Raw genomic sequence first — 24,954 nt, 5'->3', positions numbered from 1 at the left:
AGGTCGCCATGCCGTACAGTCTGAATCTGCCCGACGCTTTCAACGCCGCCGATTATTTCGTCGACCGCAACGTCCGTGAGGGAAGAGGGGAAAAAGCGGCTGTCCTCTGCGAGGACCGCTTGCTCACCTATGCCGGGATGCAGGATGGCATGAACCGGTTCGGCAACGCCCTGAAGTCGCTTGGGGTCCGCATGGAGGAGCGGGTGTCCCTGCTGCTTCTGGATACGGAGGTGTATCCGCAGGCCTTCTTCGGCGCCATAAAGATTGGTGCGGTGCCGGTCTGTCTGAACACGATGAACCGCTCGCAGGATTTCCGGTTCTACCTGAACGATTCCAGGACGCGAGTCCTGGTGGTGGATGCGCCCCTGCTGGAACTGATCGAGCCGATCCGCAATGAGCTCCCCTTCCTTGAGCACGTAATCGTCGTCCCCCTTCGCCAAGGCTTCCCCCTTCGCCAAGGCTACGGGGGACAAGCCCCTTCTTGCTCGGACGAGCCACCAGTGAACGGCATGCGACCGGGGGATCTGGATTTCGACACGCTTTTGGCGGCCCAGTCGGACCGGCTCGACGCGGCTCCCACCTGCCGGGACGACGCCTGTTTCTGGCTCTACAGTTCTGGATCGACGGGCTCTCCGAAGGGAACGGTGCACCTGCAACACGACATGGTGTACGCGGCGAGCACCTACGGCATGAAGATCCTGGAGATCAAGGAGGATGACGTCTTCTTCTCGGCGGCCAAGCTCTTCTTCGCCTACGGCCTCGGCAACGGCATCTACTTCCCCTTCCACGTCGGCGCGACCGCCGTGTACCTGCCCCACCGGCCGACTCCCGAACAGGTCTACGCCACCGTGCGCCGCCACCGCCCTACCCTCTATTTTGGGGTCCCGACCCTCTACGGGCAGATGCTCGAACAGGACGGGCAGATGGCCGGTGTCCGTCTTTGCGTCTCGGCCGGAGAGGCCCTCCCCCCCTCCTACCTGCACCGCTGGAAGGCCCGCTTCCAGCTCGACATCCTGGACGGCATCGGCTCGACCGAGATGGCGCACATCTTCGTATCCAACCGTCCCGGCGAAATCGCCGCGGGAAGCTCCGGCAAGGTGGTGCCGGGCTACGAGGCGCGCATCGTCGACGAGGAGATGCGCGACGTGGCCGGCGGGGAGATCGGAACGCTCCTCGTCAAGGGGGACAGTGCCGCCGCCTTCTACTGGAACAAGCACAAGAAAACCACCGAGACCATGATGGGGTCGTGGGTGAACACCGGCGACAAGTACTACTGCGACGAAAAAGGGTACTTCTACTGCGCCGGGCGCTCCGACGACATGCTGAAGGTCGGGGGGATCTGGGTTTCCCCGAACGAGGTGGAGGCATGTCTCATCGAGCATCCAGATGTTCTCGAATGCGCCGTCATCGGCGCGTCCGACGAGGACGACCTGGTAAAGCCGATGGCCTTCGTGGTCCTTGCCGCTTCTAAGGAGCCGTCTGAGAAGGTGGAGTCCGAGCTGAAGGAGTTCGTTAAGTCGTCGCTCGCCCTGTACAAGTACCCGCGCTGGATCAGGTTCATGGATGAGCTCCCGAAGACCGCCACCGGCAAGATCAAGCGCTTCGAACTGCGCGACATGCTGCAGCAACAAAAGGCCGCCTGACAGATGCGGCATCAATTGAAAAGGAGGGCATCCGTGCTCAACAAGAAAAGCCTCTCAGCCGCCATTTTACTTCTCGCCGCTCCCGCCTTCGGCCAGGAACTCGCCCCGAGTGCTGCACCGGCCTACAACTGCGACTTCGACCCCTCCTGCGAGGTGGCCCCCGGCTTCTACGGCAAGCTCTCGTCGCCCGTTACGAGCAAGTTCAACCTGAGCCTCGGCGGGATGGTGAAGCTCGACTACGTCCACAACTCGGTGAACCTTGGGGGTAACGGCGCCTTGGCGACGTTGCAGCAGGGGGGCATCCCGAAGACGAGCTCACCCGCCGGAAAGCAGGACCAGTCGGTCTTCACCGCGCGTCAGTCGCGCCTCTGGTTCAAGGTCGCCGGACCTCCCGTACTGGGCGCCAAGACCGCGGCGCTTATCGAGGTCGACTTCTACGGCGCCAACGGCACGAATGAGTCAGGGAACCTGCGCATGCGCCACGCCTACGGCACGCTGGACTGGGAGAACACCCAGCTCCTTTTCGGCCAGTACTGGGATAACTTCGGCGTGGCAAACGCCTCCACCCTCGATTTCGGCCTGGGCGCCACCGCCGGCAACCCGCAGCAGCCACGCGTGGCGCAGCTCAGGGTCACGCAGAAGGTGAAACTCTCCGAGCAGAACCTTTTGAAGCTGAGCCTCTCGCTGCAAAACCCGGTACAGGACTCGAACCAGCAGTCAGGCGCGGCCACGGACACCTGGGGAGGCGCGGTGAACACCGCGGGCCAGGCGATGCTGGTGAGCAAAAGCCTCGGCGTAGCACCTGGTTTCTGGGGGCTCTCCATGAACCCGTTGCAGGCCGGGCTCTTCGGCCTGTACGGCAGGGAGGACGTTGGCGAGAACGACAGGAGCGTCGCCTCCTGGGGGTACGGCGGCTACCTCTTCGTGCCGCTTCTGCCGTCCAAAGACGGCAAGAGCCGCGCGATGACCGCGAGCCTCGAGGCCCAGACCTACCAGGCGGCGAACATGTCTTTCAACTACGCCACCGCCACACCGCTCACCGGGCCTGCGGGACATAAGGTCCCGGCGAAAGGGTACGGCATGTTCGGCCAGGGTATCTTCTACCCGACGCAAAACCTGGGCTTCGCCGCCGGTTACGGTAGGCGCAACGCCTACGATTACGGAAGCTACGACGGGATCGCGAACTTCCAGAAATGGAGCTCGCAGATCTTCGCCAACGTCTCCTACGACATCAACGCAGCCATCCGCTTCGGAACGGAATACCAGCACCTGGACACCCGCTACGGCAACAACGCGGCGGGCACCTCCGATAAAGGGGTGGCGAACGTCTACCGGGTCTCGGCCTTTTACTTCTTTTAATCCCGAAGCAACGTCAGGCATGAAAAGGAGATCTTATGGAGCAACACACGACGAAGAGACAGTTCGAAAGCCCGCTTGCCACCGGCGCCGCCGCCCTCGTGCTGAGCTTCATCGCCGCCATGCTGATCTGGCCGGCGTGGTCGCTCACCGTGAAGGCGATCTACCAGAACCTGGCCGCCGCGGGGCTCGCCGCCGCGGATCCGAAAACGGCGGGCAACCTGATCGGCTCGGTCGCCAGGGGGACCTTCTTCTGGACCGTGATCAACAGCTGGATCTGGCTCACCCTGGTCATGGGAAATCACGGCAAGAGCGCCGTGGCGACCAGGCAGCCCTGGACCGGCATCCGTTACACCCTGATCGCCTTCTGCGCGGGAGCGGTCGGGTTTCTCGTCCTGATCAGCTTCCTCGGGATCTGGTGGAAGCCTTTCAGCCTCGCCGTCATGTTCACCCCCGGTTCCGCAGCCGAGGCCCATCTCGCCCTGGAGGCGTGGGAGGCGTCGAACTTCTACGCGCTGGCCGTGATCATCGCGCAGATCCCGCTGGTTTCGCTCTTCCAGAAGTGGCCTTTCGCAGGCAAGGGTGAGAAGCCGTTCGAGAGTTGGGCGACCCTGGCGCTTGGCACCGCCGTCACCTTCATCGCCTGGATGGCGCTGATCGTGCCGAGCTGGATGAAGCTCGCCATCGGGGAAGAGCAGGTGGTCACCGCGCCCCTCGGGGGGTGGCCCGCCTTCGCCGCCTTCTGCCAGGCCTACGTCATCTTCGCCATCATGCCGGTCGAGGGTGGCGAGCTGTACCCGATGAAGTTTTTTGCGAAGAAACAGCCGTTCATGGGGATCGCCGGGTTCATCATCGCTCTTGCCGCCGGGTTTCTCCTCCCCCCCGCGATCAAGGCCGTCATCGTCCCGCTGAACCTCGTACCCGGGCTCCCCGCCGATGTGGCGGTCGCCTCGCTCGAACTTTCCGTAATCGTCTTCATGCTGGCCTGGCACCACCTCTTCGACGACTACCCGAACGCCCAGCTTGTGCCGGGCACAGCCGCTCGGATCCTCTGCAGGATGGCGGCGTGGTTCGGAGGGGGGACGCTGTACGGCATCGTCTGGCTGAAGAGCTTCAAGCTCATCCCCTACGGCGCGAACGACCTCGGAATGGGCGTCCCCCCGCTCGGGGTGCTGGCCGGACAGTTCGCCCTGCTCATGACGCTTCTTTTGCTGAACACCTTCTTCGACAAATGGCCCCTGGTGAGAACGGCGCCCGAGCCCGCCGCCTCGCGCGCCGCCGTCCCCGGAGGGAATCCGGCCGAGCAGGGGAACTGCTGACCCCTTCTGAATCCCCGGTGATGGTTCAGTTCACGCCGTCGGCTCTTCCACCCCGTACTCCTTCAGCCGCCGGTCCAGGGTCGGCCGGGATATCCCCAGTATCTCGGCCGCCCTTTTCTTCTCGTAGCAGGTGAAGGCAAGCACGTTCTCGATATGCTCGCGCTCCACCTCGTGGAGAGGCTTCATCACCAGGGGGAACCGCTCCCGCCCTCCCGTGCTTCCAAGGTGCAGGGATTCCGGCAAGAGTACGCTGCCGCGGGACAGGAGCACGGCCCGCCGCAGCGCGTTCTCCAGCTCCCGCACGTTTCCCGGCCATGGATGCGCGAGGATCAGATCCAGCGTCTCCTGGGGGACCACGTCCACGTTCTTCCCGGTTTCCAGCCTGATCTTCCCGAGGAAGAAGCGGACCAGGAGGAGGATGTCGTCCTTTCGATCCCTAAGCGGCGGCAGGTCGATGGTCACCACGTTCAGGCGGTAGTAGAGGTCCTGCCGGAACTCCCCGGTAGCCACAAGTCCAGCGAGCGCCTTGTTGGTCGCGGTGACCACGCGCACGTCCGCCTTGATGGTCTCCACTCCCCCCACCCTCTCGAACTCCCTCTCCTGGAGAAAGCGCAAGAGCTTCACCTGGATCTCCTGGCTCACCTCCGAGATCTCGTCGAGAAACAGCGTCCCCCCCTGGGCCAGTTCGAACTTGCCCGGTTTGGTCCGGTAGGCGCCGGTGAAGGCCCCTTTCTCGTGGCCGAAGAGCTCGCTTTCCAGGATGGTCGGGGCGAGCGAGGAGCAGGCGACCGCGATGAAGGGACGGTTGCGGAAACTGCTGTTGAAATGAAGCGCCCTCGCCACCATCTCCTTGCCGGTGCCGCTCTCCCCCTGAATCAGCACGGTCGCGCGCGAGTCCGCGACCGCCCCGATCACCTTGTATATCTCCTTGATCCCCCTGGAGCGTCCCACCATGGTGTTCGGCTCGAACGGGGGATCGGGGGAATCGCAGAAGGCCACCCCGCTTTTGGAAAGGGCGCTCATCTGGAAGATGCGGGCGATCACCTTGTCCAGGTGGTCGAGATCGACCGGCTTGCCCAGGTGATCTATGGCGCCAAGCCTTATCGCCTCGATCGCCGTCTGCATGTCGTCGTAGGCGGTGACCATCACCACCGGCAAATCCCCCCGGCGCTCCTTCATGAGCTTTAACGCCTCGAAACCGTCCACTCCCCCAAGGCGCAGGTCGAGAAGGACCAGGTCGATGCGGCTCTCGGCGGCGATCTCCACGGCGCTGCGTCCGTTTCCCGCGGTGACCACGGAGTATCCCTCCTCGCAAAGGTGCAGTTCCAGGGTGCGCCTGATGGCGGCATCGTCGTCAGCAATAAGGATGGTCTTCAATGCATTCTCCGTTTCCCGGCGGACCGCTTCGCGGCAGGGTAATGGTGAAAGCGGCCCCCGCACCGGGCTCGCTATGGACGCTGACGCCTCCGCCGTGGTTCATCACTATGGTCTGCAGGATCGAAAGCCCGAGCCCCCCCACTGCTTTCGTCGTGTAGAAGGGATCGAACAGCTGCTCGCATTTGCCGGGCGCAATCCCCGCCCCCGTGTCGCACACCTCGATGAGGGCGTGCTCCCCCTTCGCGCGTGCCCTGATCTCCAGTTGCTTCCGCTCACTCCCCTCCATCGCCTCCATCGCGTTCAGAACGAGGTTCAAAAGCACCTGGTGGATTTGTTCCGGATCGCAGACAAGGCGCAGCTCCGGGTCGAGATCGGTGGTAACGGTGATGCCGCGGTCGGTCAGGCGCTGTGACATGAGTTGCATGAGGCGCCCGGCGAGTTCGGCCACCGGGACGTTCCGCAGCCTGAGCGGGCGCGGACGCGCGAAGTCCAGCACGTCGTTCAACAGACGGTTCAGGCGCTTGATCTCCCCTTCGACGATGGAGAAGTTCTCGAACATGACGCCGGAGGGTTCTATCCTCTTGCGGATCATCTGCATGTTCATCCTGATGGCGGATAGGGGATTGCGGATCTCGTGGGCAAGCCCCAGGGCCAGGTGACCGGTCGCGGCCACCTTCTTCGCCACCAGCAGTTCGTCGAAGGTGGACTTAAGGCGGGCATGGGTGTCGCTCAGCGCACGGGTATGGAGCGCCACCTGGGTGGAGAGGGTTCTGTTCCAGTTGAAAAGAAGGGCGAGCAGAAAGGCGGCCACCCCGAGAATGGTGGTAAGGAGGGCGGTTGAGATGAATTCCTGCCGTTGCAAAAAGGAGGTGAGCAGCGCCTCGACCTCCCGCTCCGGGGTCGCCACGCCGACCGTCCAGAGCCGGTTGTCGAGGCGCACCGGGTGGTAGCTCACCAGTTTGCGCACCTGCCGGGAAGGGTCGTCCGGATCATGAAAGTCGTACCAGCCGCTCCCCGGCCTGCCGTCGCCGGCCCGCATGAGCAGTCGGTACAGGCGGTCCCACTTGTTTCGCAGCGCCTCGTCGAAGCCCATCCCCGCGATCCTGCCGTTCGGATCGACCAGGATGGTCCTCGTGGTGTTGTCCATGAGCCAGGCATGGCCGTGTTTTCCCATCCTCACCGACAGGATGTGTTTGCGTGCCAGCTGATCGAAGTCGACGGTGCAGGCGACCACGCCGCGGAACTCGCCGCCGACGCCGTAGATCCCCTCCGCGACGATGAGTTCCTTCGCGCCGCGCAAGCGTCCCCCTTCCATGCGCATGAGGGGCGACACGTACATGCGCCCCGGCTCCCTCCGGTCACGCATCCACCGGTAGTAGTCGCGCCAGGCATAGCTGCGCCCGAGGGTGAAGGAATCGTGGGGCTCTATGGCGGCGGCGGTCCCGTTCGCGTCGAAAACCACCAGGTCGATGACCGGCGTGCCGGAAAGGGAGACGTAGATCTTGCCGAGGCTTGCACGCACCGCCCGTGCTCTTCGCGGGTCCACCCGTTGACCCTCGAACAGACTGGCGACCAGGTCAAGATTCCGGTGCAGCGTGGCGAAGAGCTCGTCCAGGGAGTTCGCCGTCAACTGCGCCACCAGGTACTGCTGCCGGCTGTACTGCTCGAAGAACCTCGCCCTCGCCTCCGCGCGCACATCGTCGTTGGCGTCAACGATGATGATCAGTGCGTAAACGGTCAGGGCGACGACGGCCGCGAGAGTCAGTGAAACCTTGTGCCTGCGCAAGAAACCGGTCATCACGGATCCCATTTTGGGTGCAGCTTCACTACCAGCGAGGTGGTTGCCGGAGGCTATTGGCGTATAAAGGTACCTTATTACCTTTTTTCGGTCAAGCCGTTTTCCTGCTTAATTTTCCGTCCAGGAAGGGAAGCGAAAACTAAAGCGGACTTCTACGCGGGGCTGGCAGGCACCGCCACATCGGCGGTGCCTGCCAGGATGATCGGTCATGCGGGAAAAGAAACAACAGAGGTGGGAAACGGGAGTCGAATGATCGATGGAAGGCTCGCGCCACAAGGAGAAGCACGGCAGCTATTTCCGGTTGAGCGCCTCACGCACTTCCGGGTGGAGTTTGTCGAGGCAGCTCTGGCAGATGCCGTGGGAGAAATCGACCCCGACGTATGCGTTGAAGTACTCTTCAACGCTATGCCAGTAGTCCTGATCATCACGGATCTTCTTGCAGTGCATGCAGATCGGGATGATGTTCTTCAGCATGGTGAACTCACTGATGTCTTCCAGCATAAGAAGAACCAGCTTCTCGCCGTTTAACTCAACGGGACTGGTCGTTATCAGCAGCTCCAGCTCCTTTTTGGAGCCTCCGACCTGAATCTCGAACTTCGCCCGGCTCTTGGAAACGGTCTGGCCGCCGAAACTCAGCGTAACCGAGTTTCTGACCACGCAGCTCTTGCAGATCGGCGCCCTACCGCATCCTTCCGGGACATCGTGGGAATGCAGGCAGTGGAAAACCTCTCCACCGCGTTTGTTGTAGATCGCGTCTTTGTCGAGACCGAAGGTCGTTGCCGCCGTCTTGTTCAGATCGCGTATCCGCACATCGTTGTCCACCACGAAAATTATGAGCGGTATCGAATTCAGCACTGACAAACAGCAGGCGCTTATATTTTCCATGGCTTCTCCTTTGACGCCTGGAAGCCTGAGGCTCCTCTACGGCATGCGCGGCTTCGGGCTCATGGATATCGCACGTAACTTGCCGTGTGTCAATGGTTTACAGCATCCTCGGCCACCAAAGCTGTTTTCCGGCTCACCTTCGTGGGGCCGCGGGCAGGAAGGCATGAAAAAATACCGCTGTCTAGGACATGGCTGGTGCCGTGACAAGATACGATGCCCGGGGCTCCACCGCCTCTTCCAACTCTCTACAATCATTATCCCGCTGTCCAATTTGGAAGCGGCTCACGACAACCTTCAGTTCTTCGGCGATCGCGTGCATATGCGCTGCGGCGTTGGCGAATTCCTGGGCTCCGGCGCCGCTTTCTCTGATGACTCCGGTGACGTGACTGATGTTCCCAGCCACCGCATGCACCGACAGGCTCTGCTCCTCTGCGGCCGTGGCGATCTGACTCACCTCTCCGGCAATCGATTCGATGGTCGCCGTGACGGCATTCAGGGCCTCGCCCGTGGAAAACGCCTTGGCCACGCCGCGCTCCGCCTCGCCAACCCCTTTTTCCATGGCATCCATGGCGCGACGCGTCTCCCGCTGGATCGCCTTGATCATTTCGGAGATCTCACGCGTGGCGGCCGTGGTGCGCGAAGCCAGGGCGCGGACCTCGTCGGCGACCACCGCGAAGCCCCTCCCCTGCTCTCCCGCGCGGGCGGCCTCGATGGCTGCGTTTAAGGCCAGCAGGTTGGTCTGGTCCGCGATGTCGTTGATGGTGTCGGTGATCTCGCCTATCTGCTGAGAGCGCCTGCCGAGCTCCGCAACGACGAGGGAGGTCTCGCGGGAATGCGCCCCTATCGCCTGCATGGTCTCGATGGTCTCGCCCATGACGCCGCGAGCCGATTCCACGGCGCGGTTCGCGATGGCGACGTTGTCGGCGGCAACCGAACAGTTCCGTGCGATCTCGGATGCCGTGACGTTGATCTCCGCGCTGGAACCGGCCACCGAGTCTATCTCCTTGCCCGCCAGCACCGCACGCTGCACCATCCCCGCGGATCTCTCGCTCAATGTGCCGGAGGCGCTGGAAAGGCTCTTCGATTCCGTGGCGATGCAGGAAACGACCGAGTGCAGCGTCTGCGCCATCTGGTTCACGTTGCGGGAGAGACGGTGCAGTTCGTTCCGGGAGTCTTCTTCCGCATGTGCCGCATCGACCCGAACGGTGAGATCCCCCGAGGCGATCTCGGCGACCTTCCCCCCGACAGCTGCGAGGGGCGCGGTGATGCTGCGGGATAAGAAGTACCCCGCGGCCAAGGCGGCCGCCGCTCCCAGCGAAAGGAAGAGCGCGCTCACCCCGAGCGCGAGCCGCGCCATCCGGTCGTTGTCGGCAAAACTCTTTTGCGCCTGGGTTCTGTTCAGGGCAACGACCGCGGCGATCCCCTGGTCGACCCTGGCGATGACATCTCCCCCCTGGTTGCGCATGATGTTGATCGCTTCGTCCCGGCGCCCCTCGGCGGCCAGATCGACGATCTTGTCCCTGAAGAAGCCGTACAGCTTCAGGTCCTCGGCGATGCTTTTTTGCAGCTCCCTCCCCTGCGGGGTGCGGTTCGAGGCGAAGAACTCCGCCAGCCCCTGCTCCACCTTTTGCGTGCAGCGGTTCAGCTGCTCCCGGTGCTCCTGCCGCTCCTGTTCGGAAGGGTCCATGATGATGTCCCGCAGCAGGTACAGGGAGGCCTGGTAGTCCCTGACCAGCTCCGGAAGTTTGCTAAGGGGGACCAGGTTCCCGACGTACATCGTTTCCGCGCGTGCCCCGACCTCGTAGATGCTCCCCGCCGCCACCATGCCGCTCACCCCGCAAAGCCCGGCCACCAGCAAAAAGCCGGCTAGGATCTTCCTTCCGAGCGGAAGTCCCGCGTACCACTTCATGGTCACCCCTTTTCTTCCCGTCCTGACCGCACCGCTCAAAGACCGCTTTGTCATAGCAACTGTCTCCGACCTGCCGAGGCCATCACAGGCTCCGGTTTGCCGGAAGACGGGAAGCTCTTGTGGCATGCCGCGCAGCAGACTTCCTTCTCACTCACTCTCACCCAAGGCGTCACGTTCTTCGTGTCGCACCAGTCGCAGTACCAGATGTAACGATCACCTACCGGCATAAGATCCATGTGTTCACTCCTTCTCTCTCTTCTCATTTTTTTAAGGGAAGGATAGCGCCGGTATGTTGCAGCGGTGTTGCAGTCGCGTTAATTCGATCAGAAGATTTCGAGCGCACAGTCATCGCCACCAGGCAAAGGCCCCGCATCCCCCTGGCCTGGCGGTGACAGTAGCGCAGGCAATCCGGTTTTAACGCTCTCTTAATGCCTTCGGGACCTATTTTGACGCCGTCTTAAGGCTCGGAAGACTATCTTTGACAGTGCGGTAAACTGAAAGGTGGAGAGAGATAATGAATAACTACGGATGGATGCAAACCATCGTCTTTTTCGTGATACTCCTGGCGGCGGTCAAACCGTTCGGGGCTTACCTCGCCCGGGTGTTCCGCGGCGAGCGTACCTTCCTGTCGCCTCTGCTCGTCCCGTGCGAAAACATCCTGTACCGGGTGTGCGGTGTGGACAGAAACGAGGAGATGCCCTGGCGGCGTTACGCGCTGTCGCTCGTCCTTTTCAACCTGGCAGGGGGCGTAGCACTCTTCGCCATCCTGCTTTTGCAGGGCGCGCTCCCCTTCAACCCGCAAAAGTTCACCTCCTTTCCCTGGCACCTAGCGCTGAACGCCGCGGTGAGCTTCATGACCAACACCAACTGGCAGGCCTACTCGGGCGAGACCTCGGCGAGCTATTTCACCCAGATGTTCGGCTTCACGGTGCACAACTTCCTATCCGCCGCAACCGGGATCGCGGTGGCCATCGCGACGATACGCGGCTTCGCAAGGCACCGCTCCGATCTCATCGGCAACTTCCATGTCGATCTCACCCGGTCAATCCTCTACGTGCTCCTCCCGGTCTCGCTGCTCGTAGCCCCCCTTCTGGTTTCCCAGGGGGTGATCCAGAACCTGGGCCCCTACAAAATGATGCCTCTGGTCCAGCCCCTCACTTACGACAAGGCGAAGGTGGACGGCGGGGGCAACGCGGTGCGCGACGCGCGGGGTAACGCAGTCACCGAAAGGGTTGTCGTGCGGGAGGTGACGGTACCGATGGGACCGGTGGCCTCGCAGGAGGCGATCAAGGAGCTCGGGACCAACGGAGGCGGCTTCTTCAACGCCAACTCGGCGCACCCCTACGAGAACCCGACGCCGCTTACCAACCTGATCGAGGCCTTCCTGATCCTGCTGATCGGCGCCTCGCTCACCTTGACCTTCGGGGAGATGGCGGGGAACCCGCGCCAGGGGTGGGCCATCCTCGCGGTGATGCTCGCCCTGCTGGTCCTGGCCATCGGGATCAACTACGCGGCCGAGTCCGCCGGAAACCCGCTCGTTGCAAAACTCGGCGTGCAACAGGTGAACTTGGAGGGTAAGGAAACGCGCTTCGGCGTTGCGGGAAGTGCCCTTTTCAGCAGCGCCACCACCGGCACCTCATGCGGCGCGGTAAACGCGATGCACGACTCGATGACTCCGCTTGGCGGGATGGTACCCCTGTCGCTCATCCTCCTCTCCGAGGTGGTGGTCGGCGGCGTGGGAACCGGGCTTTACACCATGATCGCCTTCGTGGTGATTGCGGTTTTCGTGGCGGGGCTCATGATCGGGCGCACCCCGGAATTTCTCGGCAAGAAGATCGAGGTGCGCGAGATGTGGATGTCCATCGTGACCGTGATGACCTCCGGTGTCCTGGTGCTCTTCTTCACGACCCTGGCCCTTTGGACCCCTCAAGCGGTCGCCTCCATGGCGAACCCCGGCGCCCACGGCCTTTCCGAGATCCTCTACGCCTTCGCCTCCATGTCCAACAACAACGGCAGCGCCTTCGCAGGTCTCGCCGCGAACACCCTCTTCTACAACCTGACCGGCTCCCTCGCCATGTTCGTCGGGCGTTTCGCCCCCATCGTCGCTTCCCTCGCCATGGCGGGGTCGCTCGTCGGAAAGAAGTACGTCCCGCCGAGTCTCGGGACGCTCCCAACGGACAAGGTCCCCTTCGCCCTCTGGCTCTCCCTGGTCATCCTCGTCGTCGGCGCGCTCACCTTCTTCCCGGCTTTGAGCCTCGGGCCCATCGTCGAGCACGTGACCATGCTGGGAGGGAAATAGCCATGTCCAAACACGCACCGGCACCGGTTTCCATGTTCGACCCGCGCATCCTTAAACCCGCGCTCGTCGAGTCCTTCAGAAAACTCGACCCGCGCGCGCTCTGGCGCAACCCGGTCATGCTGAGCGTCGAGGTGGCGAGCGTCGTCACCCTCTGCACCTTCGCCATGTCCCTCGCGGGCAAAAACGGCGAGCCTCCCTTTTTCACCGGCCTCGTCTCGCTCTTTCTCTGGCTCACCGTGATCTTCTCGACCTTCGCCGAATCCCTCGCCGAGGGGCGCGGCAAGGCGCGCGCCGCATCCCTTCGCAAAAGCCGCACCGAGGTGACGGCGAAAAGGCTCAAGCGCCCGGAACTGGACGCCCCCTACGAGAAGGTCCCGGCCGAGCACCTAAGAAAGGACGACTACATCCTGGTCGGGGCGCACGAGATGATCGCCGGCGACGGGGACGTGGTCGCCGGAGCTGCCCTTGTGAACGAGGCGGCGGTGACCGGAGAATCGGCCCCGGTGGTGCGCGAATCCGGCGGCGATCGCAGCGCCGTCACCGGCGGGACCGAGGTGATCGCAAACAGCATCGTGGTGCGGATCACCGCGAACCCGGGTGAGACCTTCCTCGACCGGATGATCTCGCTCATCGAGGGGGCGAAAAGGAGGAAGACGCCGAACGAGATCGCGCTCGAGGTGCTCCTCATCGCGCTCACCCTGGTCTTTTTCCTGGTCTGCGTGAACATCCGCCCGCTGTCGCTCTACAGCGCGGGGGCCGCGGGGCACGGTGCGCCGGTCTCGCTCACCGTGCTCGTCGCCCTCTTCGTCTGCCTGGCCCCCACCACGATAGCAGCCCTCCTCCCCGCGATCGGCATCGCCGGGATGGACCGGCTCTTCCAGAAGAACGTCATCGCCCTCTCCGGGCGCGCCATCGAGGCGGCCGGGGACGTGAGCGTGCTACTGCTCGACAAGACCGGCACCATCACGCTCGGCAACCGCGAGGCGGTGGAATTCGTCCCGGTCGGCGGCCACACGGAAGCGGAGGTGGCGCAGGCCGCACTCATGGCGTCGCTCTCCGACGAGACCCCGGAGGGGCGCAGCATCGTCGCCCTCGCCCGCGAGAAGCACGGCCTTGTGGCCGAGCTCCCGGCCGACGGACGGAGCGTCCCCTTCTCAGCCGAGACCCGTCTCTCGGGGCTGGACACGGCGGGGGTGAAGTACCGCAAGGGCGCTGCCGACTCGGCGGTCGCCTTCGTCGTGAGCCTCGGCGCGTCAGGCGTTCCGGCCGACCTACCCGTAATTGTGGACCGCATCGCCCGCGCCGGGGCGACGCCGCTCGTGGTGTCGCGCGACGCCGACGTGATCGGGGTGATCAACCTTAAGGACATCATAAAGGGGGGGATCCAGGAGCGCTTCCAGCAACTGCGCAGCATGGGGATCAAGACGGTGATGATCACCGGGGACAACCAGTTGACCGCGGCCGCCATCGCCGCCGAGGCCCAGGTGGACGACTTCCTCGCCCAGGCAAAACCCGAAGACAAGCTCCGCCTGATAAGAGAGCACCAGGAGGCGGGTTTCATGGTGGCGATGACCGGAGACGGCACCAACGACGCGCCTGCCCTCGCACAGGCGGACGTGGCGGTGGCGATGAACACCGGGACGCAGCCCGCGCGCGAGGCGGCCAACATCATCGACCTCGACTCGAACCCGACGAAGCTCCTGGACATAGTCGAGGTCGGTAAGCAAATCCTGATGACCCGCGGCAACCTGACCACCTTCTCGATCTCCAACGACGTCGCCAAGTACTTTGCCATCGTCCCCGCGATGCTCCTCTCCATCTACCCGCAGCTCGGTGCGCTGAACGTGATGCGGCTTGGCAGTCCGCTCTCCGCGATCCTCTCGGCGGTCATCTTCAACGCCCTAATCATCCCGTTCCTCGTGCCGCTGGCACTCAAGGGGACCAAGTTTCGCCCCATGCCAGCCGAGAGGCTCTTGATCCGCAACCTGCTCGTTTTCGGCGTCGGCGGGGTCGTCGCCCCCTTCGTCGGCATCAAGCTGATCGACATCCTGGTCGGCTTGATGCTATAGGAGAACCGACATGAAAGACATACGCCCGACGCTTATGCTGTTCATCGCCTTCACGCTGCTTTTGGGTGGCGCCTACCCGCTCGTCGTAACCGGCATCGCCCAGCTCGCCTTCCCGAGCCAGGCAGACGGCAGCTTCATTGCCGATGCCGCCGGAGTCAGCGTCGGTTCCAGGCTGATCGGCCAGCCCTTCACCGGGGCGAAATACTTCTGGCCCCGCCCCTCGGCCACCGACGGCTTCCCCTACAACCCGATGGCCTCGGGTGGCTCCAACGCGGGCCCCACCAACCCGGACTACCTGAAGACGGTTGCGCAAAGGGTGCGGGCCTTAAGGGAAAGCGGCGCGACGCGGACGCTGCCTGCCGAGCTGGTGCAGGCGTCCGCGAGCGGTCTCGACCCGGAAATCTCGCCGCAGGGGGCCGCCATCCAGGCGGAGCGGGTGGCGCGGGCGCGCGGGATGAAGGCGGCCGACCTGGAACGCCTGATCACCAAGCACACGCAGGGGCGGCAGCTCGGCTTCATAGGGGAGCCGCGGGTGAACGTGCTGGAGTTGAACCTGGCCCTTGACACGATGAAGTAGGAGCCTCGATGCGAGACGACGAGACATCAAGACCCTCACCGGAGACGCTGCTAAAGGTGGCGCAGGCCGAGGAGGCCCAGGCCGCGAAGGGGAAGCTGAAGATCTTCCTCGGTTACGCCGCCGGGGTCGGCAAGACCTACGCCATGCTGCAGGCCGCGCACGAGCGCCTGCACGACGGCCGGGACGTGGTGGTAGGGTACGTGGAATCCCACGGCCGCAGCGAGACGGACCTCCTGCTCGAGGGGCTCGAGGTGGTCCCCCGGGTACAGGTCGAGTACCTCAGCGTCGCCCTTCCCGAGCTCGACCTCGACGCGGTGCTCGCGCGCAGGCCGCAGATCGTCCTCGTCGATGAGCTCGCCCACACCAACGCCCCCGGAAGCCGTCACCCGAAAAGGTGGCAGGACGTCGAGGAGATCCTTTCCGCCGGGATCGACGTCTACACCACGGTGAACATCCAGCATTTCGAGAGCCTGAGGGACGTGGTGGCGCAGATCACCGGGGTCGTGGTCAGGGAGAACGTCCCCGACTCGATCCTCGACCAGGCCGTGGAGATCCGGCTGGTGGACATCCCCCCCGAGGACCTTTTGCAGCGCCTCAAAGAGGGGAAGGTCTACATCCCGGAAAAGGCGGCGCACGCCGCGGAGAACTTCTTCAAGCCCGGAAACCTGATGGCGCTGCGCGAGCTCTCCCTGCGCCGCGCCGCCGCGCGCGTCGACGACCAGGTGCGCGCCTACATGGAGTCCCGCTCCATCCCCGGTCCCTGGCCGGTGGCGGAGCGCATCCTCGTCTGCGTGAGCGGCAGCCCCTTCAGCGAGACCCTGATCCGCACCACGAGGCGCCTCGCCGACGACCTTAAGTCCACCTGGCACACGGTCTACGTCGAGACGCCGGGCGCCGGGAAGCAGCTCCAGGAGAACCGGGAACGGGTATGGAAGGACCTGCGCCTCGCCGAGAGCCTGGGCGCCCAGGTGGCGACCCTCACCGGCGCCTCGGTTCCCGAGGCACTCATCGACTACGCGAGGAAGAACCACGTCACCAAGATCGTGGTGGGGAAACCGACCAAGCCGAGGTGGCGAGAGTTTCTCCGCACCCCCCTCGTGGACCAGATGATCCGCCTTTCCGGCAGCATCGACGTCTACGTGGTCAGCATCGCGCCGGCCGACGCGGCGAAGAAGGAGGGGGTGCTGCGCCGGAAGCGCCCACCGCTCTCCGGCTTCCTGAAGAGCCTTTTGCTCGTGCTGGCCGCCTCGCTTTTATGCCAGCCGGTCCACGCCTTCCTCGCGCCTACGAACCTCGTGATGATCTACCTCTTGGCCGTGGTGCTGGCGGCGCTGCGCTTAGGGCGCCAGGAGGCGACCTTCACCGCCTTTCTGAGCGTCCTCGCCTACGATTTCTTCTTCGTCCCCCCGAGGTTCACCTTCGCCGTCTCCGACACGCAGTACCTGATCACCTTCCTTGCGCTTTTCGTAGTCGGCGTCGTGATCAGCACCCTGGTTTCGCAGACGCGCGAGCGGGCCGAGGCGATACGCCAGCGGGAGGCGCAGACCGCGACCCTTTACTACCTGAGTCGCGACCTCGCTGCGGTCTCCGGTCTCGATGCGATCCTCGACGCGCTGGTGAGGAACATCGAGGAGAACCTGCAGGCGCAGGTGGTCGTGCTTCTCTCCGAAGGGGAGCGCCTCGAGGTGCAGGCGGCAAGCGGCGGGTTCACCCTGGGGGCCAAGGAGGCCGCCGTCGCCGACTGGGCCTTCAGGAACCGTGCACCCGCGGGGAAGGGAACGGATACGCTTGGCTCCGCGAAGCTCCTCCACCTCCCCTTGCAGACAAGCGGCGACGTCCTGGGCGTTATCGGCATCAGGTTTCGCGAGGAGCAAGAGTTCACCTCGCCCGAGTGCCGTCGGCTGGTGCAGGCCTACGCCGCCCAGGCTGCGCTCGCCGTGGAGCGGGCGCAGTTCGCAAGGCAGGCGGAACAGGCGCAGATCCTGAAGGCTCGTGAGAGCCTGGAGCGGGCGCTTTTGAACTCGGTCTCGCACGACCTGCGCACCCCGCTCGTCACCATAACCGGCGCGCTCGGCGCCCTGCGCGAGAAGGGTGTCGCACTGGCGTCCGAGGCAAAAAGCGACCTCTTGGAGGCTGCGTGGGAGGAGGCGGGGAGGCTGAACCGTTTCGTCGGGAACCTCCTGGACATGACGCGGCTGGAATCGGGTGCCCTTAAGGTGAAGGAGTCGCACACCGACGTCCAGGACTTGGTCGGGTGCGCCCTGGCAGTGCTGGAGCCGCATCTGGGACGGCGCAGCGTGAACATAGCGGTCCCCTCCGGGCTCCCCCCGGTACGGATGGACATGGTGCTCATGACCCAGGTGCTGGTGAACCTATTGGACAACGCGCTCAAGTATTCTCCCCCTACAAGCCCGGTCGAGGTGGCAGCCGACATCGTGGGGAACTGGCTCACCCTGGAGGTGTCCGACCGGGGTCGCGGCGTTCCCGCCGGGGATCTCTCCCACATCTTCGACAAGTTCTACCGGGTGCCGGTACCGGAAGGCGCAGGAGGGACCGGGCTCGGGCTCTCCATCTGCCGTGGCATCGTCGAGGCCCACGGGGGAACCATCGAGGCGCACAACCGCTCTGGCGGCGGCCTGCGCGTCACCGTCTCGCTTCCCGTGATCTGAAAAGGAAGGTGAAAAGATGCAAAAGGTGAAAACCGATAGCGGCCGCCCCCGCATCCTCGTGGTCGACGACGAGGCGGCCATCCTGCGTTTCCTGAAGAGCGCCCTGCCGGGCGAGGAGTACTCGCTGCACTTCGCAGAGAACGGCCATGCGGCGCTCGCCGCCGCCGCTGCGGCGCGTCCCGACCTCATCCTGCTCGATCTCGGGCTTCCCGACCTGGACGGCGTTGAGGTGATCAGGCGGATCCGCGAATGGTCACCGCTTCCCATCATCGTGTTATCGGTGCGCGACCGCGAGGACGACAAGGTCGCCGCGCTCGACGCGGGCGCGGACGACTATCTGGTGAAGCCGTTCGGGGTGGCGGAGCTGCAGGCGAGGATCAGGGTGGTGCTGCGCCGCTCGCTGCAGCAGGCCCCCGAGCCGGTCTACCGCTTCGACGAGCTGGAGATCGATCTGCAGCGGAGAAAGGTCACGCGCGGCGGGGTCGAGATCCAGCTCACCCCCACCGAGTACGACCTGCTGCGCCTGCTGGCGAACCACGCGGGAATGGTGCTCACCCACGGCCAGATCCTGAAGCAGGTGTGGGGGAACACGTACGCCGACCAGCAGAACGTGCTCAGGGTGACCATGAGCAACCTGCGCCAGAAGATAGAACCCGCCCCCTCCCGCCCCCGCTACATCATCACCGAGCTCGGCGTCGGCTACCGGCTGAAGTCGGCGTAACCGCTCTTCGCCGGTAGCCCCGCCCCAAGTCTCACCAAAACTTTCACACCTTCGTAACACAACCACAAGAATTCTCACCTATGCTGCGGCCATCTCTAAGGAGGAGGCCACATGCAGCGAAGCCGTGCCAGGCTGGCCGACATAAGCAGGGGTGCCGTCGCAGCCCCGCCTCACCTGCCGGTGCAGGGGGTGCTCGCCCTGTTTCAAAGGGACCCCGATCTGCTTAGCGTAGTCATCGAAGAAGAGGGGGACTTCCGGGGGTGCGTGAACCGCAAGGAGCTCCTGACCCTGCTGAGCCGCCCCTTCGCCATGGAGCTGTACGCGAAGAAGCCGGTGCTCACCCTCATGCAGGACCTGAAGGGAAAACGGATCGTACTCCCGCCCGAGCTCGACGTGGACGAGGCCGCGGTGCAGCTCCTCTCGCTCGACCCCACCCTGCAGACCGAGGCGTTGGCCCTGGTGGATGACAGGCGCTGTCGCGGCATCGTATCCGTTTCCGACCTCATGATGACGGTGGCGGAACGGCAAAAGGAGCTGCTGGGGGCGCTGGACCGCCTGAGCTCCCGCCTGCGCGAGGAGGTCGCCCTCGGCATGAAGATCCAGCAGGACCTTCTCCCCCCGCCCGACTATCGCTTCGGCAGCCTGACGGTCGGGGCCGGCATAGCCACCTGTTCCGAGATCGGCGGTGACTTCTTCGACTATTTCAGTGCGGGTGACAACATCCTCGGCATGGTAATCGCGGACGTAAGCGGCCACGGCGTGCAGGCGGGCATGGTCACCACCGCCGCCAAGGCGAGTCTCCACACCCTGGTATCCCTCGGCGTCACCACCCCTTCCGGGCTTTTGGCCGGTATGAACAGGGCCATTCTCGCCACGGCGCGCCGCACCCTCCTGATGACCGGCCTGATCGCCTGCGTCGACCTGGGCCGAGGGGTGATCACCTTCGCCAACGCCGGGCACAACTATCCGCTTCTGCTGCGTCGTGAGGCGGCGCGCGCCGAGCTGCTGGATACGGAGTCCGGGTTCCCGCTCGGGTTCGACCGCGAGGCCTGCTACCCGGAAACGAGCAGCGCTTTCGCACCCGGAGACCTTCTTTTTCTTTACACGGACGGCCTCGTGGAGAGCACGCCCCCAGGCGGTGAGGAACTCGGATACGATCGGCTGGAAGAGCTTCTGGTCCGCGGCAGGGAGCTTCCGGTGGGGCGGATGCACGATTACCTCATGAGCGCCGTGGCGGGCTTTACCGGGGGCGGAGCGTTGGAGGACGACGTCACCACCCTGGCTGCCCGATTCGAGACTTAGAGCCCGTTCAACGTTCTGCGTGATGATCAATTACAGGGAGAAACAAATGCAAAAGATAGCCGTGCTCTGCCTCGATGAGACGGACCGCAAGGGATGGGACGAGGCTTTCCGGGGGATACCGCACGTCATGACCGTAACCGCGGAGAACGGTCTGACCCGGGCGCTGGATAGCATACGCGCCATTGGGGAGGACCTGCGCGTGGCGGTGATTTCCTCACTGTTGTACCCGTACCCTCACCCGGGACTGGTCGGCTTGCTGCGCGAGCTGAACCCGGACCTGGAGGTGCTCCTGATCTCGCGGGAGGCTTGTGCACCACCGCTTAAGCCACTCATCGAGGACCGCATCAGACACCTCTGCATAATGCCGGGGCAAGCAGGGGTGAACGAAGCATGCCTCTCGGCCGTGATCGACATGCTGCTCAAGCAGCGTGGCTGGGACATCTCCTGCTGCCTCAAAGAGGGAACCGTGCTGCACTCCTATCGGTTGAGCTCCAGCGACGAAAAAGAGGACCTCATCGCGAAACTCGAAGAGCTCCTGGACGGCGAGGGCGAGGAGATGGAACTGCTCAGGCAAAAAGGCGCGCTTCTCGCCGACGAGCTCCTGGAGAACGCGATGTACGACGCCCCCCGGAGCGGCTGCGGGGACCGTCTTTTCAGCAAGGGACAGCGGCGCAGCATGCTGCCGCGGGAGGACATCGTCTTCAGCTTCGGTTTCGACGGTGAGACCCTGTCGCTCGCCCTTACCGACAACTGGGGCAGCCTGGACCCGGACGAGGTGCTCGAGTACCTGACCCGAAACGAGGAGGAGACGCTCGATTGCGGCGACCCCGGCGGCCGTGGGCTCTTCATCGTGTGGCGCTTCCTGGACCGCTTCCACGTCGCCGTAACGCCGGGCCACTCGACCAGGGTCGGCGGCAACCTGCATCTAAAGTCGACACTTCCCCCCGAAGCACCGCGGGGATTCCACATCATGAACCGTTGTGAGGAGGTAGCTGCATGAATCTGGCAAATTACGTATCAAACGAAGAGGACTGCTTCATCCTTGAGGGGATCATCGACGCGCACGCCGAAGACGCGCTGAAAGAGATCCCGAAGAAGGTCAAACACCCGGTGGCGAGGTTCGACTTCAGCCTGGCCGGTCGCATCAACTCCATGGGGATCGCCCTCATCCTGCGCTGCTTCAAGGAGATCAGCGACAAGGCCGAAATCCGCATCGAGGGGCTGAACCAGACGCACAGCATGCTGTTCAAGATGACCGGAGTGTTCCTGCTGGCGGCACCGGTAAAGGCTCAGGGTGGGCGGAAGGAGGGGACGGCATGAAGGCGATCAACTACTTGTTCGGCAGGCTCTTTCACGACATGGACCGCCCGCTCGAAAAGCTGCGGGAAATTCGGGACTCCTACCGGGAACTCAACGTGGAGATCTACGGCGAGCAGTTGGCCCGCATCCTGAACGAATGGTGACTGCATCCGCAGCCCGCAGCGGCGGAAGGTTCAGCATGGAGAACGAACAAATGATGCAAGAGCGGTCAACGAACTGCCAGGACAATTACAGCGCCGACACGGGCGCCATGCCTCCGGACGGCATCGCTCCCGTACCGATCCGGCGACTGCGCAGTTTCGCCGGGCTTTCCAGTCGGCGCAACGACGTCAGTTCGATGCTCTCAGCGACCATCGAAGCCACCCTGGACGGCATCATGGCCGTCGACGCGGGGGGCGAAATCGTCGCATGCAACCGGCGCTTCCAGCAGATGTGGGAGATCGACGAGGAGATCCTGGTATCGGGCGATTCGAACCGGATGCTGATATCCCTGCTCGGCCAGGTGCGCGACCCTGTCCTCTTCTTCGAGAAGGTGACCGAACTTTACTGGCAGCCCGACCTCGAGAGCTACGACCTGGTGGAGATGCGGGACGGCCGGTGGCTTGAGCGCTATTCCAGGCCGCACTACGAGGATGGACAGCTTGCCGGCAGGGTCTGGACCTTCCACGACATCACCGAACTGAAGAAGATGGAAAGCCAGCTCCTCCAAGCGCAGAAGATGGAGGCGATCGGCACCCTCGCCGGCGGCATCGCGCACGATTTCAACAACATCATGACCGCGGTCATCGGCTACACCGATCTCCTGATGATGGAATTCAACCCTCCCGCTCCTTTCAAGGGATTCCTCGAGAACATCCACACCTCTTCGAACCGGGCCATCGCGCTGGTCAGAAACCTGCTCGCCTACAGCAGGCAGGAACCCGTCTACACCGCGCGCATGGACGGCAACACGCTTGTGGAAAACGTGGTCGTGCTGCTGGAAAGGCTGGCGGGCCAGTCCGTCGCCTTCGAATGGCGTCCGTCACGGTCGCTGCAGACGGTGCTGGTGGATCAGGCGCAGATGGAGCAGGTCCTGGTGAACCTGGTGACCAATGCCCGGGACGCCATGCCGGACGGGGGCAGGCTCACGATGACGCTGGACGGCGCGGTCCTCGGGGCCGACGATGTGGACGGCTACGCCAAGCCCGGCCCCTATGTCCGCATTTCCGTTTCGGACACGGGTTCCGGCATCGACGAGGCCACGCGGGCCAGGATCTTCGATCCCTTCTTCACCACCAAGGAGGTCGGCCGGGGAACGGGTCTCGGGCTGTCCATCAGCTACGGCATCGTGAAACGCCACGGGGGCTTCATCAAGGTGGAAAGCGAAACCGGCAGGGGTACCACCTGCACCATCTTTCTCCCCAGGGCCGATGTCGCATGCCAGGAACATCATGCGGAGCGCCAGGCCGGACCGGATACCCCTTAGCTCCCCTCTCCCTCCGGGCCTGCGCGAGGGCGTTGCCCCGAAGTGAGTAGTTGCAGCTGCCAATGCCCTCACCCTGGCCCTCTCCCAGAGGGAGAGGGGATGTGAGCGCCCCCCCCTTCTGCGCGACTAACTTCCTGCCAACTCACCATTTAAACCACAGCCTTCCCCACACCGAGCTCCTTTCGAACCGGCTAAACAACGGTGAAAGGTTCATAAACATTTAGCCAATCTGTAACAACGCTGTAACATTTCTCCGGCATCCTAGGGAGCATTGAAGGTTCGAGCGCGACGCGGTCGCTGCCCCCTCACATGGGCCGCGCGGCAGTCGGTTGGCGGCTCGAAACGCTCCCGGAGGCAACACTTGGACATTGACGTACGCAGTTCCTACTGCACCAGTGAAACGGAGAAAGACGTGGCACGAGCGACGACGAAAAGACGTGAGCCGGATACGGCGAAGAGGCTGAACGGGGACGCGGTATTCCGCTACCTCACCACCTTCTTCGCCTTCAGCATCCTCGCGATACTCGCCCTCATGCTTTACGAGATGGCCGGTGAGAGCATGCCCGCCATCAAGGCGTTCGGGTGGAAATTCGTAAGCTCGAAGGATTGGGATGCCGTGCAGGAAACCTTCGGCGCCCTCCCCTACCTGTACGGGTCGGTGGTTTCCTCGGTGCTGGCCCTTCTGCTCGCCACCCCCTTGAGCATCGGGGCGGCCCTCTTCATCACCGAGATCGCGCCGGGGCGCCTGGGCTCCATCGTGGCGCCGCTTGTGGAACTGCTGGCGGCGATACCGTCGGTCATCTACGGCCTCTGGGGCGTGCTGGTCATGGCCCCCTGGCTGCAGACCACGGTGCAGCCCTTCCTGATCGAGCACTTCGGTTTCATCCCGCTCTTTGAGGGCGCCCCTTACGGCGTCAGCATGCTCGCCGCCATCTTCATCCTCATGATCATGGTGGTCCCGATCATCACCTCGATCACCCGCGAGGTGCTCCTCGCCGTACCGCAAAGCCAGAAGGAGGCGGCGATAGCCCTCGGCGCCACGCGTTGGGAGACCATCAAAGTCGCCATCCTCCCCTACGGCAAGTCCGGCATCCTGGGCGCCGCAATCCTGGGGCTAGGCCGCGCCATCGGCGAGACCATGGCGGTCACCATGGTGATCGGCAACGCTCCGAATATCTCGCTGTCGCTTTTGTCTCCGGCCTACACCATGCCGAGCGTCATCGCCAACGAGTTCGCCGAGGCGACCACGAAGCTGCACTCCTCCGCGCTCATGGAGATAGGCCTCATCCTCATGGTGGTTACCCTGATCGTGAACGCACTGGCGAGGCTCTTGATCTGGAGCGTCTCGCGTGAAGCGAAGGGAGGTGCGGCATGATGAACGGCATGGCTTTCCGCAAAGCGAAGAACCACCTGATGAGCTTCGTCATGCTTGCCTGCACCCTGGCGGTCCTCATCCCGCTCGCACTCATCTTCGTACACATCGTGAAGATGGGGCTCAGTTCGCTCTCGATCGACTTCTTCACCCACATCCCGGCGCCCACCGGTGAACCGGGCGGCGGCATGGCCAACGGGATGCTCGGCTCGCTCATCATGATCGGCGGAGCGTCGCTGATCGGACTTCCCATCGGCATCCTCGGGGCCATCTACCTCTCCGAATTCGGCGGCTCCAAGATGTCGACGACGATCAGGTTCGCCGCGGACGTTCTCTCCGGCACGCCGTCGATCATCACCGGCATGGTCGCCTATACGCTGCTCGTGGTCCCGATGAAAGGGTTCTCCGGGCTTGCCGGTGCGGTGGCGCTCGCCATGATCATGATCCCGATCGTGCTGCGCACCACCGAGGAACAGTTGAAGATGGTCCCGGGTTCGCTGCGCGAAGCGTCGCTCGCACTCGGCGTCCCCTTCTGGCGCACGAGCCTCAAGGTGACACTCAGAAGTGCCATGTCCGGCGTGCTCACCGGTATCCTGCTCGCGGTGGCGAGGATCGCGGGCGAGACCGCACCGCTTCTTTTCACCGCGCTCGGCAACCAGTTCTGGAGCAAGAACGTCATGCAGCCGATGGCGGCACTCCCCCTGCAGATCTTCAGCTTCGCCATAGCACCCTACGAGGACTGGCACAAGCTCGCCTGGGCCGGCGCCCTCGTGCTGGTAAGCGTCATGTTCGGCTTAAGCCTCACCGCCCGCTACTTCAGCAGAAGCAGGCAGGCGCACTAGCTCCCCACGTTTTCAAGGAAAGACAGAGGAT

General features: G+C 63.7%; 20 protein-coding genes. 15 read left to right on the top strand and 5 right to left on the bottom strand.

Going from position 1 to position 24,954, the window contains the following annotated elements:
* Positions 1 to 8: 8 nt before the first annotated feature.
* From E8L22_RS19515 to E8L22_RS19505, 3 genes are read left to right on the top strand one after another with little or no spacing between them, the layout of a single operon-like run.
* Entirely contained in the window at positions 9 to 1,643 is a 1,635-nt protein-coding gene (locus E8L22_RS19515; protein WP_136526771.1) for a benzoate-CoA ligase family protein, read from the top strand.
* Positions 1,644 to 1,646: 3 nt separating this feature from the next.
* A complete protein-coding gene (locus tag E8L22_RS19510) occupies positions 1,647 to 3,002 on the top strand; it encodes a hypothetical protein (protein WP_407925358.1) in 1,356 nt (451 codons plus the stop codon).
* A gap of 35 nt (positions 3,003 to 3,037) precedes the next feature.
* On the top strand, positions 3,038 to 4,318 hold the full coding sequence (locus E8L22_RS19505; RefSeq protein WP_246044806.1) for a hypothetical protein: 1,281 nt from the start codon (positions 3,038 to 3,040) through the stop codon (positions 4,316 to 4,318).
* Between the two features lie 30 nt (positions 4,319 to 4,348).
* Here E8L22_RS19505 and E8L22_RS19500 read toward each other — a convergent pair whose 3' ends face one another.
* The 5 genes from E8L22_RS19500 to E8L22_RS19480 form a co-directional block, all read right to left on the bottom strand.
* Positions 4,349 to 5,695 (bottom strand): sigma-54-dependent transcriptional regulator, encoded by a 1,347-nt coding sequence (locus E8L22_RS19500; protein WP_136526769.1) that lies wholly within the window; start codon positions 5,693 to 5,695, stop codon positions 4,349 to 4,351.
* Complete coding sequence (locus E8L22_RS19495) at positions 5,673 to 7,493, bottom strand: sensor histidine kinase (RefSeq protein ID WP_136526768.1); 1,821 nt, start codon at positions 7,491 to 7,493, stop codon at positions 5,673 to 5,675. The genes E8L22_RS19500 and E8L22_RS19495 overlap by 23 nt, the downstream gene beginning before the upstream one ends.
* Positions 7,494 to 7,784: 291 nt before the next feature.
* Positions 7,785 to 8,378, bottom strand: coding sequence for a PAS domain-containing protein (locus E8L22_RS19490; RefSeq protein ID WP_136526767.1), 594 nt, complete (start codon positions 8,376 to 8,378; stop codon positions 7,785 to 7,787).
* A 181-nt stretch (positions 8,379 to 8,559) separates the two neighbouring features.
* Complete coding sequence (locus tag E8L22_RS19485; protein WP_162604879.1) at positions 8,560 to 10,341, bottom strand: HAMP domain-containing methyl-accepting chemotaxis protein; 1,782 nt, start codon at positions 10,339 to 10,341, stop codon at positions 8,560 to 8,562.
* Positions 10,338 to 10,523, bottom strand: coding sequence for a hypothetical protein (locus E8L22_RS19480; protein WP_136526765.1), 186 nt, complete (start codon positions 10,521 to 10,523; stop codon positions 10,338 to 10,340). The genes E8L22_RS19485 and E8L22_RS19480 overlap by 4 nt, the downstream gene beginning before the upstream one ends.
* A 278-nt stretch (positions 10,524 to 10,801) precedes the next feature.
* On the opposite strand from E8L22_RS19480, the gene kdpA reads away from it, so the two are divergent.
* From kdpA to pstA, 12 genes are all read left to right on the top strand, one after another.
* Positions 10,802 to 12,586, top strand: a complete 1,785-nt coding sequence (gene kdpA, locus E8L22_RS19475) for a potassium-transporting ATPase subunit KdpA (protein WP_136526764.1) — start codon at positions 10,802 to 10,804, stop codon at positions 12,584 to 12,586.
* A 2-nt stretch (positions 12,587 to 12,588) separates the two neighbouring features.
* On the top strand, positions 12,589 to 14,655 hold the full coding sequence (kdpB, locus tag E8L22_RS19470) for a potassium-transporting ATPase subunit KdpB (protein WP_136526763.1): 2,067 nt from the start codon (positions 12,589 to 12,591) through the stop codon (positions 14,653 to 14,655).
* Between the two features lie 10 nt (positions 14,656 to 14,665).
* A complete protein-coding gene (gene kdpC / locus E8L22_RS19465) occupies positions 14,666 to 15,232 on the top strand; it encodes a potassium-transporting ATPase subunit KdpC (RefSeq protein WP_136526762.1) in 567 nt (188 codons plus the stop codon).
* 8 nt (positions 15,233 to 15,240) lie between these two features.
* A complete protein-coding gene (locus E8L22_RS19460) occupies positions 15,241 to 17,901 on the top strand; it encodes a sensor histidine kinase (protein ID WP_136526761.1) in 2,661 nt (886 codons plus the stop codon).
* Positions 17,902 to 17,917: 16 nt separating this feature from the next.
* Positions 17,918 to 18,622, top strand: coding sequence for a response regulator (locus E8L22_RS19455; RefSeq protein ID WP_136526760.1), 705 nt, complete (start codon positions 17,918 to 17,920; stop codon positions 18,620 to 18,622).
* A gap of 111 nt (positions 18,623 to 18,733) precedes the next feature.
* The gene (locus E8L22_RS19450) at positions 18,734 to 19,924 is read left to right on the top strand and encodes a PP2C family protein-serine/threonine phosphatase (RefSeq protein ID WP_136526759.1); all 1,191 of its coding nucleotides are present in this window, start codon (positions 18,734 to 18,736) and stop codon (positions 19,922 to 19,924) included.
* A 46-nt stretch (positions 19,925 to 19,970) separates the two neighbouring features.
* A complete protein-coding gene (locus tag E8L22_RS19445) occupies positions 19,971 to 20,924 on the top strand; it encodes a hypothetical protein (RefSeq protein WP_136526758.1) in 954 nt (317 codons plus the stop codon).
* Complete coding sequence (locus E8L22_RS19440) at positions 20,921 to 21,244, top strand: STAS domain-containing protein (RefSeq protein WP_136514384.1); 324 nt, start codon at positions 20,921 to 20,923, stop codon at positions 21,242 to 21,244. Before E8L22_RS19445 ends, E8L22_RS19440 begins: the two co-directional genes overlap by 4 nt.
* Positions 21,241 to 21,387 carry a hypothetical protein gene (locus tag E8L22_RS21650; RefSeq protein ID WP_162604611.1) on the top strand — a complete coding sequence of 49 codons (147 nt, stop codon included), beginning with the start codon at positions 21,241 to 21,243 and terminating at the stop codon, positions 21,385 to 21,387. Before E8L22_RS19440 ends, E8L22_RS21650 begins: the two co-directional genes overlap by 4 nt.
* Before the next feature lie 35 nt (positions 21,388 to 21,422).
* A complete protein-coding gene (locus E8L22_RS19435; RefSeq protein WP_246044805.1) occupies positions 21,423 to 22,709 on the top strand; it encodes a two-component system sensor histidine kinase NtrB in 1,287 nt (428 codons plus the stop codon).
* Between the two features lie 412 nt (positions 22,710 to 23,121).
* Positions 23,122 to 24,084, top strand: a complete 963-nt coding sequence (pstC, locus tag E8L22_RS19430; protein WP_407925363.1) for a phosphate ABC transporter permease subunit PstC — start codon at positions 23,122 to 23,124, stop codon at positions 24,082 to 24,084.
* Positions 24,081 to 24,923: a phosphate ABC transporter permease PstA gene (gene pstA, locus E8L22_RS19425; protein WP_136526755.1), complete on the top strand. Its 843-nt coding sequence runs from the start codon at positions 24,081 to 24,083 to the stop codon at positions 24,921 to 24,923. Before pstC ends, pstA begins: the two co-directional genes overlap by 4 nt.
* Positions 24,924 to 24,954: the final 31 nt, after the last annotated feature.

Source organism: Geomonas ferrireducens (assembly GCF_004917065.1).
Lineage (GTDB): Bacteria > Desulfobacterota > Desulfuromonadia > Geobacterales > Geobacteraceae > Geomonas > Geomonas ferrireducens.
Note: the sequence above shows the minus strand (reverse complement) of the source record. Positions and strands in the feature narration are given on the sequence as shown.

Bases quoted from the DNA above. Each gene is read 5' to 3' on its own strand.
- E8L22_RS19515 (WP_136526771.1), top strand. From the start codon at position 9: ATGCCGTACAGTCTGAATCTGCCCGACGCTTTCAACGCCGCCGATTAT.
- E8L22_RS19510 (WP_407925358.1), top strand. From the start codon at position 1,647: ATGCGGCATCAATTGAAAAGGAGGGCATCCGTGCTCAACAAGAAAAGC.
- E8L22_RS19505 (WP_246044806.1), top strand. From the start codon at position 3,038: ATGGAGCAACACACGACGAAGAGACAGTTCGAAAGCCCGCTTGCCACC.
- E8L22_RS19495 (WP_136526768.1), bottom strand. From the start codon at position 7,493: ATGACCGGTTTCTTGCGCAGGCACAAGGTTTCACTGACTCTCGCGGCC.
- E8L22_RS19490 (WP_136526767.1), bottom strand. From the start codon at position 8,378: ATGGAAAATATAAGCGCCTGCTGTTTGTCAGTGCTGAATTCGATACCG.
- E8L22_RS19485 (WP_162604879.1), bottom strand. From the start codon at position 10,341: ATGACAAAGCGGTCTTTGAGCGGTGCGGTCAGGACGGGAAGAAAAGGG.
- E8L22_RS19480 (WP_136526765.1), bottom strand. From the start codon at position 10,523: ATGGATCTTATGCCGGTAGGTGATCGTTACATCTGGTACTGCGACTGG.
- kdpA (WP_136526764.1), top strand. From the start codon at position 10,802: ATGAATAACTACGGATGGATGCAAACCATCGTCTTTTTCGTGATACTC.
- kdpB (WP_136526763.1), top strand. From the start codon at position 12,589: ATGTCCAAACACGCACCGGCACCGGTTTCCATGTTCGACCCGCGCATC.
- kdpC (WP_136526762.1), top strand. From the start codon at position 14,666: ATGAAAGACATACGCCCGACGCTTATGCTGTTCATCGCCTTCACGCTG.
- E8L22_RS19460 (WP_136526761.1), top strand. From the start codon at position 15,241: ATGCGAGACGACGAGACATCAAGACCCTCACCGGAGACGCTGCTAAAG.
- E8L22_RS19455 (WP_136526760.1), top strand. From the start codon at position 17,918: ATGCAAAAGGTGAAAACCGATAGCGGCCGCCCCCGCATCCTCGTGGTC.
- E8L22_RS19450 (WP_136526759.1), top strand. From the start codon at position 18,734: ATGCAGCGAAGCCGTGCCAGGCTGGCCGACATAAGCAGGGGTGCCGTC.
- E8L22_RS19445 (WP_136526758.1), top strand. From the start codon at position 19,971: ATGCAAAAGATAGCCGTGCTCTGCCTCGATGAGACGGACCGCAAGGGA.
- E8L22_RS19440 (WP_136514384.1), top strand. From the start codon at position 20,921: ATGAATCTGGCAAATTACGTATCAAACGAAGAGGACTGCTTCATCCTT.
- E8L22_RS21650 (WP_162604611.1), top strand. From the start codon at position 21,241: ATGAAGGCGATCAACTACTTGTTCGGCAGGCTCTTTCACGACATGGAC.
- E8L22_RS19435 (WP_246044805.1), top strand. From the start codon at position 21,423: ATGGAGAACGAACAAATGATGCAAGAGCGGTCAACGAACTGCCAGGAC.
- pstA (WP_136526755.1), top strand. From the start codon at position 24,081: ATGATGAACGGCATGGCTTTCCGCAAAGCGAAGAACCACCTGATGAGC.